Source organism: Acinetobacter sp. YZS-X1-1, assembly GCF_000804305.1.
In the GTDB taxonomy this organism is placed as follows: Bacteria; Pseudomonadota; Gammaproteobacteria; order Pseudomonadales; family Moraxellaceae; genus Acinetobacter; species Acinetobacter variabilis.
Map to the genome: position 1 here is coordinate 57,793 of NZ_JWHB01000005.1, position 17,224 is coordinate 75,016.

General features: G+C 44.7%; 13 protein-coding genes and 1 riboswitch. Of the genes, 2 read left to right on the forward strand and 11 right to left on the reverse strand.

Annotated elements, in window-relative coordinates:
* Window positions 1-138: 138 nt before the first annotated feature.
* Window positions 139-1,234, reverse strand: a protein-coding gene (gene prfB, locus RJ01_RS04855) for a peptide chain release factor 2 (protein ID WP_122959107.1) whose coding sequence is annotated in 2 segments (ribosomal slippage) — window positions 139-1,161 and window positions 1,163-1,234 — 1,095 coding nt in all. Because the reading frame shifts where the segments join, the coding sequence is not laid out codon by codon here.
* Between the two features lie 500 nt (window positions 1,235-1,734).
* Here prfB and RJ01_RS04860 point away from each other — a divergent pair.
* Window positions 1,735-2,514: a putative porin gene (locus RJ01_RS04860; RefSeq protein WP_034170238.1), complete on the forward strand. Its 780-nt coding sequence runs from the start codon at window positions 1,735-1,737 to the stop codon at window positions 2,512-2,514.
* A gap of 172 nt (window positions 2,515-2,686) precedes the next feature.
* The gene (locus RJ01_RS04865; RefSeq protein ID WP_034170239.1) at window positions 2,687-3,439 is read left to right on the forward strand and encodes a putative porin; all 753 of its coding nucleotides are present in this window, start codon (window positions 2,687-2,689) and stop codon (window positions 3,437-3,439) included.
* Window positions 3,440-3,490: 51 nt separating this feature from the next.
* On the opposite strand, the gene recJ is transcribed toward RJ01_RS04865, so the two are convergent.
* The 10 genes from recJ to RJ01_RS04915 form a co-directional block, all read right to left on the reverse strand.
* Entirely contained in the window at window positions 3,491-5,194 is a 1,704-nt protein-coding gene (recJ, locus tag RJ01_RS04870; RefSeq protein ID WP_034170240.1) for a single-stranded-DNA-specific exonuclease RecJ, read from the reverse strand.
* A gap of 2 nt (window positions 5,195-5,196) precedes the next feature.
* Complete coding sequence (pdxH, locus tag RJ01_RS04875) at window positions 5,197-5,853, reverse strand: pyridoxamine 5'-phosphate oxidase (protein WP_004781507.1); 657 nt, start codon at window positions 5,851-5,853, stop codon at window positions 5,197-5,199.
* Between the two features lie 15 nt (window positions 5,854-5,868).
* Entirely contained in the window at window positions 5,869-7,200 is a 1,332-nt protein-coding gene (glmM, locus tag RJ01_RS04880) for a phosphoglucosamine mutase (protein WP_034170241.1), read from the reverse strand.
* Between the two features lie 122 nt (window positions 7,201-7,322).
* Window positions 7,323-8,789, reverse strand: coding sequence for an IMP dehydrogenase (gene guaB, locus RJ01_RS04885; protein ID WP_034170242.1), 1,467 nt, complete (start codon window positions 8,787-8,789; stop codon window positions 7,323-7,325).
* Between the two features lie 260 nt (window positions 8,790-9,049).
* Window positions 9,050-9,415 (reverse strand): YkgJ family cysteine cluster protein, encoded by a 366-nt coding sequence (locus RJ01_RS04890; RefSeq protein WP_081402643.1) that lies wholly within the window; start codon window positions 9,413-9,415, stop codon window positions 9,050-9,052.
* A 98-nt stretch (window positions 9,416-9,513) separates the two neighbouring features.
* On the reverse strand, window positions 9,514-10,311 hold the full coding sequence (locus RJ01_RS04895) for an MBL fold metallo-hydrolase (RefSeq protein ID WP_034170244.1): 798 nt from the start codon (window positions 10,309-10,311) through the stop codon (window positions 9,514-9,516).
* Between the two features lie 181 nt (window positions 10,312-10,492).
* Window positions 10,493-11,071, reverse strand: coding sequence for a TMEM165/GDT1 family protein (locus RJ01_RS04900; RefSeq protein ID WP_004781499.1), 579 nt, complete (start codon window positions 11,069-11,071; stop codon window positions 10,493-10,495).
* A 17-nt stretch (window positions 11,072-11,088) separates the two neighbouring features.
* Window positions 11,089-11,286, reverse strand: a riboswitch (yybP-ykoY riboswitch).
* A gap of 88 nt (window positions 11,287-11,374) precedes the next feature.
* Window positions 11,375-13,402, reverse strand: coding sequence for a 2-oxo acid dehydrogenase subunit E2 (locus tag RJ01_RS04905; protein WP_034170245.1), 2,028 nt, complete (start codon window positions 13,400-13,402; stop codon window positions 11,375-11,377).
* A 2-nt stretch (window positions 13,403-13,404) separates the two neighbouring features.
* Complete coding sequence (gene aceE / locus RJ01_RS04910) at window positions 13,405-16,107, reverse strand: pyruvate dehydrogenase (acetyl-transferring), homodimeric type (RefSeq protein ID WP_034170246.1); 2,703 nt, start codon at window positions 16,105-16,107, stop codon at window positions 13,405-13,407.
* A gap of 357 nt (window positions 16,108-16,464) precedes the next feature.
* Entirely contained in the window at window positions 16,465-17,154 is a 690-nt protein-coding gene (locus tag RJ01_RS04915) for a M23 family metallopeptidase (RefSeq protein ID WP_034170247.1), read from the reverse strand.
* Window positions 17,155-17,224 lie beyond the last annotated feature (70 nt).

The following is a 17,224-nucleotide window of genomic DNA, read 5'->3' on the forward strand; positions in this document are numbered from 1 at the left end:
CACAATCAGTGGCGCAACGAAACTTCATTCAGCATCTGCGACCATTATATCGTATTTTTTCGATTTATATATCGAATAATTTAGATATAAGAGTCACAGTCTGTTAAAGCTTTGTTACGCCAGCTTTTAAACGATTTCTTACAGGCCCTGTTTCAGGCTTGCTTCGATAAATTTGTCCAGATCACCGTCCAGAACTGCGCCAGTATTGGAGGTTTCTACCCCTGTACGCAAATCCTTGATACGTGAGTCATCAAGGACATAAGAACGGATCTGGCTACCCCAACCGATATCAGACTTGGAATCTTCCAATGCCTGTGCAGCTTCATTACGTTTATTCATTTCCAGCTCATATAGCTTGGCACGTAATTGCTTCCAGGCATGGTCACGGTTGGCATGTTGTGAACGCTGGTTCTGACATGCCACCACAATACCGGTTGGAATATGGGTTAAACGCACTGCAGAGTCAGTTTTGTTAATGTGCTGACCACCCGCGCCTGACGCACGGTAGGTATCGGTACGGACATCTGAAGGATTGATTTCAATTTCAATATTGTCATCCACTTCAGGTGAGACAAACACGGCAGAGAATGACGTATGACGACGGTTGCCCGAGTCAAATGGTGATTTACGTACTAAACGGTGTACCCCAGATTCGGTACGTAACCAGCCATAGGCATACTCACCTTCGACACGAATCGTCGCGGATTTAATCCCGGCGACATCCCCGTCAGATTCTTCCATTAATTCAGCTTTAAAACCATGACGTTCGATCCAGCGCATGTACATACGTAGCAGCATAGACGCCCAGTCCTGTGCTTCGGTACCGCCTGAACCTGCCTGAATTTCTACATAGCAAGGGTTTGGATCCATCGGGTTGCTGAACATACGACGGAACTCAAGCTTCGCCAGTTCTTCTTCAGCCGCATTCAGCTCAGCCTGCACATCTTCAAGCATGGCCTCTTCATCTGCTTCAACCGCAAGGTCAAGCATTGCCTGGGCATCTTCAAGCTGGGTGGTTAAGCCGTCCAGTACATTGAGTACATTCTCAAGCTCGCCTTTTTCTTTGGCCATGGCCTGAGCACGACTCTGGTCATTCCAGATTGCCGGGTCTTCTAATTCACGCAGGACTTCTTCTAAACGCTCTTTTTTCAGATCGTAGTCAAAGATACCCCCGTAGTGTTTGACCACGTTCGTTTAAGTCTTTTAATTGGTTTAGATACGGATTAATTTCCACGTGAATTTCTCTCAATCAAAATTAGGTATAAATTCTTAGGTCAATATTATATCACAGTCTATTTCCGCTATTTTAACGATCCATTCAGTCTAAGGCTCGAATGTCTTGAGTATTTAGACCTGTATTTCCCTCATCCAATTTTCAACATTTCATAAGCTCTTTTGCGTCTTTTTATCCGAAATTTTTATCGGCTTTTTAGCCTCATTTTTATGACCGAAATATAATTTTGCAATTGATTTTATAATCTAGGATTTCTTAGTGTGCTGTATAAAAAATCAGCAAATTCAATAGATTCCACAATATCTACACACTTTTAATAAAACACTACATTATAAATTTAATTTTATTATTCAGTCACTTGTTTAGCAAAAATTACACAAGATTACGCTATTCACATTACTGTAACTTTCCTTTGATTGACGATTATTGGAATTGGTCTAGACTGAAAGTTGTAACAAAAAGTGTAATGTTTTTAACTCATGATTTGAGGGGTAGTAACCATGAAAAAATTAGCGATTACTTCGGCACTACTTTCAGCAATAGCAATGACTGGTACAGCAGCACATGCTTACCAAGCAGAAATTGGTGCATCAGCAGGAGTGGTTGATCCTGACAACGGTGGAACTAGTGGTTCTTTCGGCGTTGATGGTACATATTACTTCAATCCAGTTCAAACACGTAATGCACCATTAGCAGAAGCAGCATTCCTTGACCGTGCAAGCAATGTAAAAGCCGAATATCAGTACAATGAAATTGGTGATTCTGAAGCGCATCGTTATGGCGTAGGTGCAGAGTACTTCGTACCCAATTCTGACTTCTACCTAAGCGGTAACGTCAATGGTCACGATCTGCAAGACAATGATGATCTAGAAAATGATTTAACCACTTATGCAGCTGAAGTTGGTTATCTGCCAGCGCCAGGTCTATTGATTGCGGCGGGTGTGAAAGGTTGGGATAATGACGATGATGATGGCGTAGATCCAACATTGCGTGCTAAATATGTAACTACACTTAGCAACGGTAAAGACATCAACCTGGAAGCAGGTGCAGCATTTGGTGATCTAGATGAATACAATCTGGCAGCAGATTATTTCATCGACAAAACCTTGAGTGTCGGTGCTGATTATCACAACAATGATATTACCGACAAGAGCGAATTTGGTATCAATGCACGTAAGTTCATTAACCAGCAAGTGAGCTTAGAAGGCCGTGTCGGCTTTGGCGAACAGTTTAACAATGACTACAATACCTTTGGTGTAGCAGCGAAATACCGCTTCTAATCCAAACTAAGAAATTTCATTATAAAGAAACCCATCTTCGGATGGGTTTTTTATTGCACTTTAAACAAGCATTTAGGTAGTTTTTGCACATTGACGGGGCGATTATCATCTGTACAATTTGTTACAACTGTTAATAAAACAGCCATATTTTATAATAAAGAGAGAACTCTAAATGCTTAAGAAACTTACTCTTGCTACAGCACTTATTGCTAGCCTAGGAACTGCTCACGCTTATCAAGCTGAAGTAGGCGGTACGATTGCTCTGGTTGATCCAGACAATGGGGATACTTCTACTGGTTTCGCAATTGATGGAACTTACTACTTCAATCCAGTTCAAGTTAAGAACTCGCCTCTTAATGAAGCAGCATTTTTAAATCGTGCAAGCAATATCAATGCAGCGGTTTCTTATATTGATTACGATTTATATGATGAAACGACATTTGGAGTAGGTGTTGAGTACTTTGTAGCGAACTCTGATTTCTATGTAAGTGGCACTATCGGTAACATCAACCGCGATTCCGGTTTTGCCGATGGAGATACAACTTTTTATTCAGCAGAATTAGGTTATTTACCGGTTCCTGGTCTATTACTGGCTGTTGGCCTAGCTGGTTATGACAATGACGCAGGCGATGATGTAGATCCAACTTTACGTGCCAAATATGTAACACAAGTCGGTCAATACGATATGAACTTCGAAGGTGGTGCAAGTTTCGGTGATATCGATACTTACAACCTAGGCGCGGATTTATATCTCGATAAAACTTTCAGTGTTGGCTTAGGATTCTCTGACTCTGATCTAGAAGGTAATGATGTTTTTACTATCCGTGCCAAGAAATTCTTTAACCAACAAGTTAGCTTAGAAGGTTCGATTAATTTTGCTGATAATGCTGATATCTTTGGCATACGTGGTGCATACCGCTTCTAATCTCTCCGATTAAAAGCAAAAAAACCGCTCACTCGAGCGGTTTTTTTTGGCCTATTGTTCTAAATGAATAATTCGCATTTGTAGGCTGACATTGCCATTAAAGACATTTTTATCCAGTTCATAGACCAGACGTACATGCTGCTTCATTGGATCAAATTTGTATTTATCGATAGCACTAAAGGCAATCGCATCCACAACCTGCCCATTCTCTAAAGCAACACGCAATTTCAGATGTACCTCCTTGAGCCAGCGGTAATCCAGAATCTTAAAGACGCCTTCAAAAATCGGCTGAGGAAACTTTTGTCCCCATGGACTTAAGTTTTGCAGTAAATCCACCGTTTCAATTTGGAAAGCTGATGCCGGTAGTTCCCCATCCGTCCACAGCGTAGCGGTAAATAGGCTTTCATCCATCTCTGCAATTAGCTGTTCAAACACCTTTTTAAATTCAGCAAAATGCTGCTTTTTAATGGTTAATCCCGCTGCGGCCGCATGTCCACCGAAATGGCTGACCAGATGCGGATACTGCTCTGCTATCCGTTCAATGCTATCCCGGATATGAATCCCTTCAATGGAACGTGCTGAACCTTTGATATGAATACCATCTTCATCAGCAGCAAAGACTATACTTGGACGATGGAACTGTTCTTTTAAACGCCCCGCTACAATCCCGATCACACCCTGATGCCAGTGCTGTTCAAACATGATCAGTGCGGCAGGCAAAGTATTCTCATCCAGCTGGATTTTTTCCAGTTCAGTCAAAGCTTCCTGCTTGATTTTGCTTTCTACCTGACGACGTTCGACATTCAGTTTATTCAGCTGTTCTGCGAGTGGATAAGCGGTTGCCAGATCCAGAGCGAGCAAACACTCAATCCCGATATCCATGGTTTCCATACGACCCGCTGCATTAATACGTGGACCAAGTACAAAACCCAGATCCTGCGCTTTGAGCGTGGCAGCATCACGACCAGCAATTTCCAGCAAAGCACTGATACCAGGTCGGCAAAGATGCTGCTGAATCCGTTTTAAGCCAGCATCCACCAGAATACGGTTGTTATAGTCCAGACTTGCAACATCTGCATAAGTGCCTAAAGCCACTAGATCCAGATAATTGGTAATAACCGTTGAAGATTTACCGAGCTTTTTACGATGAGTCGATAGATTCGCCAAGACATAAAAAGCTACCCCCACTCCCGCCAAGGCCTTACTTGGAAAATCACAACCTAACTGATTGGGATTGACTACAGCTTCTGCTGCAGGTGTAGGCTTGGTGGTTAAGTGGTGATCGGTAATAATCACCTGCATACCATGATCCTGCGCCTGCTTCACACCTTCATGACTGGAAATCCCGTTATCCACCGTAATTAAAAGATCCGGCGTAAAATTGGCAAAAGCCAGATCTGCAATCGCAGGTGTCAGGCCATAACCATACTTAAACCTATCAGGAACCAGATACTCAACATGGGCACCCATATCACGCAGGGCTAAAACCATCAGTGTTGTACTGGTCGCCCCATCAGCATCATAGTCACCGACAATTACGATTTTCTGGCCAGTATCTATAGCCTGATCAATTAGCTGAATTGCTTCCGGCAAGCCTTTCATGGTCGGAGCCAACAGATGCTTGAGTTTAAGCTCCAGCTCCTGTTCAGATTCCACACCACGGCGTGCCAGAATATCAGCTACAAATGAAGGCACGCCCTGAAAAGATTCAGGGCGTGTCAGTAAAGGTCTTTGCTTGATTTCAAGTTTAGGCATTGTTATGGCATCAATCGTTGTAGTTTCCACGCCCCATCGATTTTTTCATAACTCAGGCGGTCATGTAAACGGTTTGGACGGCCCTGCCAGAATTCATAATAATCTGGCTGCAAACGATAGCCGCCCCAAAATCCCGGTTTATCCAGCTCTTCCTGATTGGCGACCTGCTGATGCAGATCCCAGAAACGTTGCTGTAGTTCTTCACGACTCGCAACCATACCGCTTTGCGGGGTACTGATATGAGCAGCGATCTGACTTTCACGTGGACGTTTATGATAATAGTCAGTTGATTCTTCTTCCGAAATTTTAACTACCTTTCCGCTAATCCGGATCTGACGTTCCTGTTCCTGCCAGTAAAACAGTAATTCTGCATACGGGTTTTCGGCCAGATCCAGACCTTTCTGACTATCATAATTGGTATAGAAATCATAACCCGCTTCAGTGGCACCACGCAGCAACACTGTGCGCACATGCGGACGACCCTGTGCATTTGCGGTTGCCAATGACATGGCATAGGGTTCATGCAGCTGTGCAGCAAGTGCATGGTTAAACCACTGCAAAAACTGCATATGCGGGTTGGGATTGACCTGATCTTCGTGTAGCTCGCCTTTTTGATAGTTCAGACGCAGTTCGCTTAGATCCTTAATCAGATCGCTCATTTACTCTTCCCCCATTTAAGCGGCGTTGGCACGTACCGCATCAGCCAATGAATTTGCCAGTGTGGTCACCTCTGCAAGATCCTCACCCTCAACCATGACACGGATCACCGGTTCAGTCCCTGATTTACGGATCAGTAAACGGCCACGGCCTTTGAGCTGCTCTTCAGCTTTGTTAAATTCTGCAGTCAAAGCAGGCACTGAGTACGGGTCAAACATGGTATTCAGACGTACATTCACCAAGACATTTGGCAATAATTTAAAATCAGCCACTAACTCGTGCAGTGCTTTCTTCTGCTCGACTATCACGGTTAAGACTTGCAGCGCAGCAATAATCGCATCGCCTGTGGTGCTCTTGTCTAAAGTCAGGATATGGCCTGATGGCTCACCACCAATCGACCAGCCTTTTTCTTCCAGACCTTGCAGTACATAACGGTCACCGACTTTAGCACGTAGCAGCTCTACTCCGGCTTTTTCCAGTGCCAGTTCCAGCGCCATATTGCTCATCAAGGTACCGACGATACCCGCCGGCTTGTTTTTTGCCTGAGTCGCGAGGATATACAAAATATGATCGCCGGTAATTTGCTCACCATTTTTATCGACCATGATCACACGGTCTGCATCACCATCGAAGGCTATGCCTAAATCAGCTCCATGCTCAACCACTGCTTTTTGCAGATTTTCTGGATGAGTCGAACCACAGTTCTCATTGATATTCAGACCAGTCGGTTCGTCATAGATGGAAATGACTTTTGCACCCAACTCACGGAAAACCGCAGGGCCAACGCTGTAAGCTGCACCATTGGCACAGTCAACAACAATGGTTAAATCATTCAGGTCTAAATGGTATGGGAAGGTTGATTTACAGAATTCGATATAACGGCCATTGGCATCTTTCACGCGGAAACTTTTACCCAAGTTCGCGTTATCTTCGATCACCAGTTCTTTTTCCAGCTCCTGGTTGATCTCATCCTGCAAAGCATCAGGCAGTTTTTTGCCTTCACTCGAGAAAAACTTAATCCCGTTATCAAAATATGGGTTATGTGACGCAGAAATGACAATGCCGAGGCTGGCATGCAAAGCACGGGTCAAATGGGCAATTGCAGGAGTCGGTAATGGACCCAGTAAATGTACATAAACACCTGCTGCGTTCAGGCCTGCCTGTAGCGCAGATTCCAGAATATAACCCGATAAACGGGTATCTTTACCCAGTACCACCAATGGCTTGTTTTTTTTGCTATTTCGTTTTAATACTTTTCCTGCCGCAAAACCTAATTTCAGGGCAAATTCAGGTGTAATCGGTAACTCACCAAATTTTCCACGAATACCATCGGTACCAAAATAACTCATGCTTTGTCTCACTTCTTAGCGGGTGATTTACATCATCCTTTTTCATTGTGCAACACTGTACACCAAAACAAAAAAGCCGTCATGAGTATGACGGCTTTTTTAGAGTAAACAATCAGCGAAAGTTAGCCCATACGATAGTTTGGCGCTTCTTTGGTGATGGTTACATCATGCACGTGAGACTCAGACATACCGGCAGATGTGATTTTCACAAACTTGGCATTTTGACGCAGATCATCAATGGTTGCAGAACCGGTATAGCCCATAGAAGAACGCAGACCGCCCATCATCTGATGCACGATATTGCCCATTGGACCTTTGTACGGTACGCGACCTTCAATACCTTCAGGAACCAGTTTTTCAGCACCGGCTTTAGAGTCCTGGAAGTAACGGTCAGCAGAGCCAGTCGCACCAGCCATCGCACCCAAAGAACCCATACCACGGTAAGCTTTGTAGTAACGACCCTGGAAGAATTCAACTTCGCCTGGTGCTTCTTCAGTACCCGCCATTAATGAACCCACCATGATGGTGCTTGCACCAGCGCCAATCGCTTTTGCCATATCACCAGAGAAACGGATACCACCATCAGCAATTAATGGAATCTGCTCTTTCAAGGCACGCGCAACAGAATCAATTGCAGAGATTTGTGGCATACCAATACCAGCCACGATACGAGTCGTACAGATTGAGCCAGGACCGATCCCTACTTTCACTGCGTCCGCACCCGCATCAAGTAATGCAAGCGCAGCATCACCAGTGGCGATGTTACCGCCGATCACTTGAACTTGTGGGTAGTTCTGTTTCACCCAGCGTACACGCTCGATCACACCCGCAGAGTGACCATGTGCAGTGTCCACAACAATCACATCTACACCAGCATCAACCAGTGCTTCTACACGGCTTGGTGTTTCAGCGCCAGTACCGACTGCTGCACCTACACGTAGACGACCTAAATCATCTTTACAGCTATTTGGATAAAGTTCCGCTTTACGGAAATCAGTCACCGTGATCAAGCCTTTTAATTCGTTGTTTTCTCCAACAACGATCACTTTTTCAATACGGTTTTTTTGCAATAAGGCCTGAATGTTTTCTTTCGATTCGCCTTCACGCACAGTCACCAGACGGTCTTGGCCTGTCATGATATTACTGACCGGCTGTTCCAGATTGGTTTCAAAGCGTGTATCACGGCCTGTCACGATACCCACCACTTTACCGTCTTTAACTACGGGCACACCGCTGATGTTATTCGCTTGAGTCACAGCGATCAGTTCACGTACTGTAGTTTCTGGGGTAACTGTGATCGGATCTTTCACCATACCGGCTTCAAATTTTTTCACACGGCGTACTTCTGCGGCCTGGGCAGCAATATCCATGTTCTTGTGCAAAATACCGATACCGCCATTTTGTGCCATCGCAATTGCCATACGTGACTCAGTCACAGTATCCATAGCTGCTGAAACAAGTGGGATATTCAGGTTAATGCCGCGAGTCAGGCGTGTCTTTAGAGAGACATCTTTTGGGAGAACAGTAGAGTAGGCAGGGAGTAATAGGACATCATCGAAGGTTAACGCGTCTTGAACGATGGTCAACATAACAGTCTCACTGGTAATTTCCGTGCGCTATTATAAACAAATTTAGCTCTAAATTTCATTGCAATTGCAAAATTTATTTTGTCTAAATCTGGACTTAGATTTAATCCGAATATCTAAACCTGTAAATTTGACTATTCAATCAACAATTTAAATATGCCAGAGCGGTCATCATATTTATTCGGTTTACAAAATCCCCTACTAATTTTTTCTCCCATAAAAAGCAGAGTCCATACCCTGCTTTTTAAATCTTGAGTTTGGATTTAGCTCACCCGTTCGAAATTATCATCGTTCTCGGCTTCATCCCGATCGATCTGGATGAAGGGAATCATATTATGAGCCATGCGGGCTTTATTACACTGCACATCAGCAACCTGTACTTCCTTACATGAAGTACTGCGTAGCTCATACATACCACAACTGACCTGTTCACCAATCGTACCTTGTAATGCAATACAGCGCGGATTTTTCTGATTGGTCCCTGCCATACACGAATACACTGATGTAACAGGTTCCGTATAGTGCTCAGGCATGGGAATCCCCTCTGCCCAATAAAATGAAACCCTGAAATAGGCGCAACATGCGCCACAACTTAAACATGCATCTTGTGTAGGAACTTGAGACAACATTTCTTATAAATTCTCGTCATCAAAAACAATTTTTTGCAGGCGGAAAATATAAAAAATGTTGTTTTTCTACTCAAGAAAAAATTTAAAATTTTCTTGAACTATTCAGGACAAGTAAAAACAGTTTCATCCATTAAATCAGTGCCACATTCCAGTGTTTCAATCCAGTCCAGAAACTGGTTAATCTGTTCTTTACCCACAAATGGTGTTCCATGCTGCGGCACAATCATGTCGACATCCATGGTACGTACCATCTGCACCCATAAACGAATCACCTTGTTATTGCACATGTAGCGTTGGTGAAATCCCTTCATTTTCGGAATGTGCGCCGCAAAATTTTCTAGTGGCTTTGAAGCATCCTCGACCATTGACGCACCCATATCACCAGAAAACAGGATCTTGGCAATCGGGTCATAAAACTGGAAATTACCGACTGAATGTAAAAAGTGTGCTGGAATGGCAATAATGCTGGATTGACCGAGTGGAATGATCTGACCATGATCCGGCAATTCAACCAGACGATCCAGCCAGTTACCTTTCATACGGTCACTCATAAAGGCTGAATTCAGATGTGGTAAGAAACGCGCCCAGAGCTTGGACGCGACCACTTTGGCATCGGTATAGACTAACCAGCGCGGCATCGAAGTGATAATGTCCGGATCCTGATGCGAGGCCATGACATAGTCCAGATTGGCCAGACGGGTATACTTGTTCAGTTCCATGGTGAGCGGCACATAAGTCAGGTCACCCCCCGGATCCAGTACTGCCGCACGGTTATTATCAATAATTAAAAACTGGTTGGCCTGAACGCCTTCACCTTTTACCAGGCTGGTAAAACTAATGCACTTGTGGATGCCATCATCGAATAAAACCTGTGATGTGGTACGTTCAAAAGCCATGCCCATTCCCCAAAATTTTTATGTAAAAAATGTATATTCTATAGGTGAATAACATATATTTATTTAGAGAAACTTACAATAAAAATCAGATCAATATTATCTATAATATCAGTTAATTAAGTCACATTTTTAGGCAAAAAATCCCGAGCAATTAGCTCAGGATTTACGATATCTTTAACACTCAAAATAAATAGTGTTGTGCCAATGCTGCCAGACCAATTATTAAGAAAACCAAAGCGCCAATTTTATGAATGAGCGAAATTGGTAATTTTTCTGCCAATTTATTACCAATAAATACCGCTGGTGCATTTACCAACATAATACCGATCGTAGTACCCAAAGTGACCCAACCAATACTGTCAAAGCGCGCGGCTAAAGCGACTGTTGCAATTTGAGTTTTATCGCCGATTTCTGCCAAGAAAAACAACACAAATGTGGCACCGAATACCCCATATTTTTGCCATTTATTGATACTTTCTGATTCATCATCCAATTCATCGGGAATTAACATCCACACCGCCATCGCAATAAAACCAAGCGATACAATCCACAGCAAGACTGTTGGGCTAAGCACTGTGGTGATCCATTGACCTAAGACTGCGGAAACGCCATGGTTGACGACTGTCGCCAAAAAGATTGCGAAGAGAATTGGAACAGGTTTACGAAAACGTGCGGCAAGTAATAGAGCAAGCAGTTGCGTTTTATCGCCCATTTCAGATAAGGCAACAACAGCTAATGAGATCAGAAAAGCAGAAAGCATGATGTGTTTCTCTGGCCAGCAATTTACATACCTATGACTCACCCCTCCTGCCAGCCATATCTGCAGAGTGGTAAATCAAAGGTCTTGCCAACAAAAGAAAGCTTCGAGAAGCTCATTTGGTTCTTTGCTATGATGACCATGCCCTGTTGAGCAAATATGTTGACCATCACCCTTCTGCTTTGCGCAAAAGGCGGCTACTCCCCAATGAAGTGCGCTCATTATAGCCAACCGTGTTTATATTTACAAATTGTCATATTAAAAAACCCTGCCGAAGCAGGGTCTTTATTTTTAAACATTCATGAATCAGATCAAGAGCGTACGAATATCCTTTAATAACTTGGTCAGCTTATTGGTAAAGCGTGCAGCATCTGCGCCATTAATTACCCGATGATCATAAGATAACGACAATGGCAGCATCAGACGTGGATCAAAGCCCTCACCATTCCATACCGGTTGCATAGTTGCTGGAGAAATACCCAGGATCGCCACTTGTGGCCAGTTCACCAACGGCGTAAATGCTGTACCACCAATTGAACCCAAGCTGGTAATGGTAAAATTCGCCCCTTGCAGATCTTTAGGTGACAATTTCTTGTCACGCGCTTTCTGGCTTAACTCACCCAGCTCAATAGCAATCTGCTTAATCGACTTCTGGTCCGGGTTACGTAATACAGGAACAGTCAAGCCATCTGGCGTCGCAACCGCAATGCCCATATGGATCTCATTACGTAGCAAAACTGATTTACCATCATCAGACAGGTGACCGGCAAACTCGCGCTCTTCTTTAAGCAGATAAGCCACAGCCTTGATAATGAAAGCCATAATGGTCAGGCCAATACCTTCTTTCTTGAAGTTGCCTTTCAGCTCATTACGCCAAGCTTCCAGCTCAGTGATGTCTGCTGCATCAAACTGGGTCACTTGTGGGATGTAGTTATTTAGCGATAACTGCGGAATCGAAACCTGTTGCAGACGCGTCAAAGCTTTCTCTTCTACCCCACCAAAAGCACTGAAATCAGGCAGTTTTGGCAAGCCTGCAGGAGCTGCAGCTGCCGCAGGTGCAGCTGTTGTTTGCGGTGCAGTCAGACGATCTTTCACATACGCAAACAGGTCTTCTTTCATTAGACGCTCATGCGGGCCAGAAGCTTTCACTTCTGCCAATACCACACCCAGTTCACGAGCCAGTTTACGCACAGCAGGACCGGCATAAACTTTGGCATTGGCAGCATTCTGCTCTTTGCTAAGCTTGTCTGCACTATGCATTTCAGGCGTCACAGCAGCAGTGTCAGCTTTTGGCGCTGCGGCTGGTGCAGGCGTAGCTTTAGCTGCAGGTGCTTCTGATTTTTCCGCTGGAGCAGCAGGTGCTGCTTGTCCTTCAGCTTCAATCGTAATCAGTGCCACGCCTTCAGAAACATTCTGGCCCAGCTCAACATGAATCGCCTTAATCACTCCGGCAGTCGTGCTTGGCACTTCTACTGTCGCTTTATCTGACTCGACCACAATGATGCTCTGATCTTTTTCAACCGTATCACCGACCTGTACCAGAATTTCTGCTACAGCTGCCTTGTCTACACCCAAGTCAGGTACTTTTACTTCAATATCGCCTGCAGGGGATGCCGCCTGTTGTGGTGCTGTTTCAGTTTTGACTTCAGGTGTTGCTTGAGCTTTTGGCTTTTCTTCCGCTTGAGGCGCTGCTTGCTCAGCAGCTGGTGCCGAATCTGTAGTTTTCACTGTCAGAATCAGCACTCCTTCTTTGACTGAATCGCCCTCCTGAATATGAATCGCCTCTACAGTACCAGCAACTGTACTTGGTACTTCAACTGTCGCTTTATCAGATTCAACCACGACCAGGCTTTGATCAACTTCAACTTCATCGCCAACCTGAACCAGAATTTCACCCACCAAGGCCTTTTCTACGCCAATATCCGGCAATTTCACTTCTACAGTAGATGTAGAAGTCGATTGAGAGGACTGTTCATTTTGGCTAGAGGTTTTAGGCTGATGTGTCGCCACTTCCTGCAGGATTTCCTCATCAGGCAATTCAGTTGGGGTATTTTCCGAAGTTTTGTCAGCAGCATCAGCTTCCTGACTTTCTACCGTACCGGCATCATCTTCAGCCTGCAGTTCGATCAGGACAGTACCTTCAGATACTTCATCACCCTGATTGATCAGGATGCTTTTAACTACACCTGCTGAAGTGCTTGGCACTTCAACAGAGGCTTTATCTGATTCCAGCAACACAATACTTTCATCTACAGCGATGGTGTCACCCACCTTCACCAGGATTTCTGCCACAGTTGCCTTATCTACACCAATATCTGGAGTCGTAATTTGCATGATTAGTTCTCCTCTTTGTAGTCAGCAACTGGATGCAATTCAGGAGTCGCCTGAGGTGCCCAAGCCACCGGACGATCAGTATCTAACTCAAAGCTAGAGATCGCGTCTTTCACTAAACGTGCATCGACTTCACCTTCATCTGCCAGTTTCTTCAGGGTTGCCACGACAATATGCGCAGCATCGACACCAAAGTAGCTACGCAGATTGCCACGTGTATCTGAACGGCCATAACCATCGGTACCCAAGGCTACGAACGGACGACTGTCTGGAAGATAGGCACGGATCTGTTCACTATAGGCGCGCATGTGATCGGTGGCCGATACCACAATACCGTCCTTGTCACGTAACTGCTGAGATACCCATGGCTCTTTCGCTTCTTCAGCCAATGGATGCAGGCGGTTATATTCTTCACATGCCATACCATCGCGAGCCAGTTCGTTAAAGCTGGTCACGCTCCAGACATTGGCATGAATCTGATATTCCTCACGCAGGATTTTCGCGGCCTTGATGACTTCACGCAGAATCACGCCTGAACCCATTAACTGAACCGTCGCCTTTTCGTCTTCTTCCAGCAGATACATACCACGCTTGATGCCTTCTTCTGCACCTTGTGGCATTGGTGGATGTTCGTAGTTTTCGTTCATCAAGGTCAGATAATAGAACACACGTTCCTGATTTACATACATACGCTGCAGACCATCATGCACGATTACGGCAAGCTCATAGCCAAAGCACGGGTCATAAGAGACACAGTTCGGAATGGTATTGGCCAGAATGTGTGAATGACCATCCTGATGCTGCAAGCCCTCACCATTTAAGGTAGTACGGCCAGCGGTTGCACCTAGCAAGAAACCTTGCGCCTGTGCATCACCTGCTGCCCAGGCAATATCGCCGATACGCTGGAAGCCGAACATTGAGTAGTACATGTACATCGGGATCATTGGCAAGTTATTGGTTGAATAACTGGTCGCCAAGGCTGCCCATGCACTCATTGCACCGGCTTCGTTAATCCCTTCTTGCAGCATGTGACCGTCTTTGGCTTCACGGTAATGCATCAACTGTTCCTGATCTTCAGGGGTATATTGTTGACCATGCGCTGCATAGATCCCCAATTGACGGAACATCCCTTCCAGACCAAAGGTACGTGCTTCATCTGGAACAATCGGGACCACACGGTCCTTGATTGCTTTCTCTTTTAATAAGGCAGAGATGAGGCGAACCATGACCATGGTGGTGGACTGTTCTTTACCGTTTGAACCTTTAAGCACAGCATCAAAAACAGAGAGCTCAGGAATCGGTAAAGATTCGCTTTCTTTGCGACGTGCTGGCAGATAACCACCCAGTGCCTCACGGCGTGCCTTCATATATTTAATTTCAGACGAGTTTTCGCTTGGGCGGTAGAATGGAATTTCTTCCAGTTGTTCATCAGTAAAAGGCAAGTTGAAACGATTACGTACGTATTTCAATGATTCCAGCTGCATTTTCTTGATTTGGTGCGTCTTGTTCACCGCTTCAATTTCATCAGACAGACCATAACCTTTTACGGTTTTCGCCAGAATCACCGTTGGCTGACCTTTGGCCTTGGTCGCTTCTGCATAGGCAGCAAAGACTTTGTATGGATCATGACCACCACGGTTCAGATTATCGATATCTTCATCGCTCAGGTCTTTGACCAAAGCTTCTGCTTCTGGATATTTACCAAAGAAATGTGCGCGTGCGTAGGCACCACCTTTCACCTGGTAGCGCTGGTAATCACCATCTACTGCTTCTTCCATAATCGCTTTGAGTGCACCAGATTTGTCTTTATCCAGTAGCGGATCCCAATGACGACCCCAGACAACTTTAATCACGCGCCAGCCAGCACCACGGAATAATGACTCAAGTTCCTGAATGATCTTGCCATTACCACGTACCGGACCATCCAGACGCTGCAAGTTACAGTTCACCACCCAGATCAGGTTGTCCAGCTTCTCACGACCCGCCAGTGAAATCGCGCCTAAGCTTTCCGGCTCATCCATTTCGCCATCGCCCAGATAGGCCCAGACTTTACGGTCTTCTTCCTTAATCAGGCCACGGTTCATCAGGTACTTTTGAATATGCGCCTGATAGATCGACATGATTGGACCGAGACCCATCGATACCGTCGGGAACTGCCAGTAGTCTGGCATCAGGTAAGGATGAGGATAAGAAGGCAGGCCTTTACCGCCGACTTCACGACGGAAATTATTGAGATGCTCTTCAGTTAAGCGGCCTTCTAAAAATGAGCGGGCATAAATCCCCGGTGCACAGTGACCTTGATAGTAAATCAGGTCGCCACCGAAGCTGTCGTTATTGGCACGGAAGAAATGGTTAAAACCCACATCATATAAAGTGGCAGATGAAGCGAAGCTGGCCAAATGACCACCCAGGTCATCACCGGATTTATTTGCGCGAAGCACCATTGCCAAAGCATTCCAGCGGATCAGCGCGCGAATACGGCGCTCCATATCCTGGTCGCCCGGCATCGCAGGTTGTTCTTCTACAGAAATAGTGTTTAAGTAGGGAGTATTTAAACGCTGAATAGGAACATGTTTGGCAATTGCGCGTTGATAAAGTTTTTCAAGTAAAAAGGCGGCGCGCTCGGTTCCCATGTGCTGCAAAACGGAGTCAAAAGCGTCTTGCCATTCTTGGGTTTCTTGAGCGTCGGTATCTCCATAAAACGCCATAATCTACAGTTCCTGAAAGCCAAATTGATCACTTATATGTATCATATTTACGGCTTATGCAGGTATGGCTCTGGCTGAATGCGGTTCTGGAGTACTATTTATTATCTAAATATCCATTGACACTTTATTACACAAAGTAACAAAAAGAAGTCAATGATGGCGATTTTTTATACGACAGTTATAATTCTCGGTGATAATATAATATCTAAAAGCAATTAGACCGAACTCCTTCCTCCTTCTCTACTCCCTGGAAGAAATGTTCAGCCTAATTGCCTTAAAAGCGGTTTGATTGATATTTTATGAGTATCAAGTATCAGACGCATTAAAGTATTTCAGTTATTTTGAGCAAAGCTACGTTTAAGGTAACATTGCTAAATAAGTTGAAGGATTTTTACGTTGACCGTCTTTTACTACTTCATAGTGTAGATGAGGACCTGTACAACGACCTGTACAACCTACATTCGCAATATGATCACCGGCTTGCACCTGATCTCCCACACGTGCAATCAAGCGTGAAGCATGGGCATAACGAGTAAGGTATCCATTACCATGGTTAATTTCGACATACTGACCATAACCTGTACCCCAACCCGATTTGGTTACGATACCAGGACCAGTTGCGTAGATCGGTGTACCGCTTGCAGCAGCCAGATCTAGGCCTGAGTGATTTTCAGCACGACCACCCATGGTACGGCCGCCAAAATTTGAGCTGACACGCTTCATGTCTGGTAATGGATGAGCCACTAACCATGAATAAGGGTTATTTGAAGATGCAACTTTGCTGGATGAAGAATTGCCATATTTTTGGGCAATGGTCTGATTATTCAGTTCAACCGGCTTTTCGCGTAGCTGAACATTTAATTTAGTTTGTGCGGGAATATCAATATCTTCAGGATGGGTATAAGAACCCTGCGATAAAGTACGTGTTAACTGCTCAAGACGGTCAGGTGTAGCATCTTGTTGATTCAGATCCACTAAATCTGCAAAAGCTACTGAAGCAGCTGAAACCGAAATAGAAAATGCCAATAGGATACGTCGCATAGGCATATGCATAAAAAACCTCTCTAAACTGCTAATCGAGTTTCTTGAAGATCTCTTCCTTGATATCCACTTTAAG

Bases quoted from the DNA above. Each gene is read 5' to 3' on its own strand.
- RJ01_RS04860 (WP_034170238.1), top strand. From the start codon at position 1,735: ATGAAAAAATTAGCGATTACTTCGGCACTACTTTCAGCAATAGCAATG.
- RJ01_RS04865 (WP_034170239.1), top strand. From the start codon at position 2,687: ATGCTTAAGAAACTTACTCTTGCTACAGCACTTATTGCTAGCCTAGGA.
- recJ (WP_034170240.1), bottom strand. From the start codon at position 5,194: ATGCCTAAACTTGAAATCAAGCAAAGACCTTTACTGACACGCCCTGAA.
- pdxH (WP_004781507.1), bottom strand. From the start codon at position 5,853: ATGAGCGATCTGATTAAGGATCTAAGCGAACTGCGTCTGAACTATCAA.
- glmM (WP_034170241.1), bottom strand. From the start codon at position 7,200: ATGAGTTATTTTGGTACCGATGGTATTCGTGGAAAATTTGGTGAGTTA.
- guaB (WP_034170242.1), bottom strand. From the start codon at position 8,789: ATGTTGACCATCGTTCAAGACGCGTTAACCTTCGATGATGTCCTATTA.
- RJ01_RS04890 (WP_081402643.1), bottom strand. From the start codon at position 9,415: ATGTTGTCTCAAGTTCCTACACAAGATGCATGTTTAAGTTGTGGCGCA.
- RJ01_RS04895 (WP_034170244.1), bottom strand. From the start codon at position 10,311: ATGGCTTTTGAACGTACCACATCACAGGTTTTATTCGATGATGGCATC.
- RJ01_RS04900 (WP_004781499.1), bottom strand. From the start codon at position 11,071: ATGCTTTCTGCTTTTCTGATCTCATTAGCTGTTGTTGCCTTATCTGAA.
- RJ01_RS04905 (WP_034170245.1), bottom strand. From the start codon at position 13,402: ATGCAAATTACGACTCCAGATATTGGTGTAGATAAGGCAACTGTGGCA.
- aceE (WP_034170246.1), bottom strand. From the start codon at position 16,107: ATGGCGTTTTATGGAGATACCGACGCTCAAGAAACCCAAGAATGGCAA.
- RJ01_RS04915 (WP_034170247.1), bottom strand. From the start codon at position 17,154: ATGCCTATGCGACGTATCCTATTGGCATTTTCTATTTCGGTTTCAGCT.